General features: G+C 65.9%; 1 protein-coding gene. It reads left to right on the top strand.

From position 1 onward, the window contains the following. On the top strand, window positions 1-1,408 hold a 1,408-nt coding region (locus I71_RS22830; protein WP_042698733.1), incomplete at both ends, for a hypothetical protein.

Below are 1,408 nucleotides of genomic sequence, written 5' to 3'. Positions count from 1 at the left end.
ATCACCATCAGCGGCATCCCCGACGGTGCCCATTTCAGCAATGATGCGGGCACTGCCCTGACGATCAGCAACGGCTCGGTCACCCTCACACCGGCGCAGCTTGCCGGCTTGAAGATCACGCCGCCGTTGAACAGCGACGTGGACTTCGATCTGACTGTGACGGCGACGGCCAAGGACGGCAGTGCGGCGGTGGCGGCGACGACGCAGACGCTGCATGTGACGGTCGATCCGGTGACCGACACGCCGACCCTGACGGTTTCAGCCGCGCGGGGCGATGAAGACACCGCCATTGCGCTGACGATCACCCCGGCGCTGACCGACACCGACGGGTCCGAAGCGCTGACGATCACCATCAGCGGTATCCCCGATGGTGCGCATCTCAGCAATGATGCCGGCACTGCCCTGACGATCAGCAACGGCTCGATCACGCTGACGCCAAGCCAGTTGGCCGGTCTGAAGATCACGCCGCCGTTGAACAGCGACGATGATTTTACCCTGACGGTCACCGCGACGGCCAAGGACGGCAGTGCCGCTCCGGTCAGCGTCAGCGAATCACTGGTGGTTACGGTCGATCCGGTGTCGGACACACCGACCTTGGCGGTTTCGGCCGCGCGGGGTGACGAGGACACCGCCATTGCGCTGACGATCACCCCGGCGCTGACCGACACCGACGGGTCCGAGGCGCTGACGATCACCATCAGCGGCATTCCCGACGGTGCCCATCTCAGCAATGATGCCGGCACTGCCCTGACGATCAGCAACGGCTCGGTCACGCTGACGCCGGCGCAGCTTGCCGGCTTGAAGATCACGCCGCCGTTGAACAGCGACGTGGACTTCGATCTGACCGTGACGGCGACGGCCAAGGACGGCAGTGCGGCGGTTGCGACGACGACGCAGACGCTGCATGTGACGGTCGATCCGGTGACCGACACGCCGACCCTGACGGTTTCAGCCGCGCGGGGCGATGAAGACACCGCCATTGCGCTGACGATCACTCCGGCGCTGACCGACACCGACGGGTCCGAGGCGCTGACGATCACCATCAGCGGCATCCCCGACGGTGCGCATCTCAGCAATGATGCCGGCACTGCCCTGACGATCAGCAACGGCTCGGTCACCCTCACACCGGCGCAGCTTGCCGGCTTGAAGATCACGCCGCCGTTGAACAGCGACGTGGACTTCGATCTGACCGTGACGGCGACGGCCAAGGACGGCAGTGCGGCGGTTGCGACGACGACGCAGACGCTGCATGTGACGGTCGATCCGGTGACCGACATGCCGACCCTGTCGGTGGCTGCTGCGCGTGGCGATGAGGACACCGCCATTGCGCTGACGATCACCCCGGCGCTGACCGACACCGACGGGTCCGAAGCGCTGACGATCACCATCAGCGGCATCCCCGATGGGC

Source organism: Azospirillum sp. B506 (genome assembly GCF_000333595.1).
Classification (GTDB): domain Bacteria; phylum Pseudomonadota; class Alphaproteobacteria; order Azospirillales; family Azospirillaceae; genus Azospirillum.
Note: the sequence above shows the minus strand (reverse complement) of the source record. Positions and strands in the feature narration are given on the sequence as shown.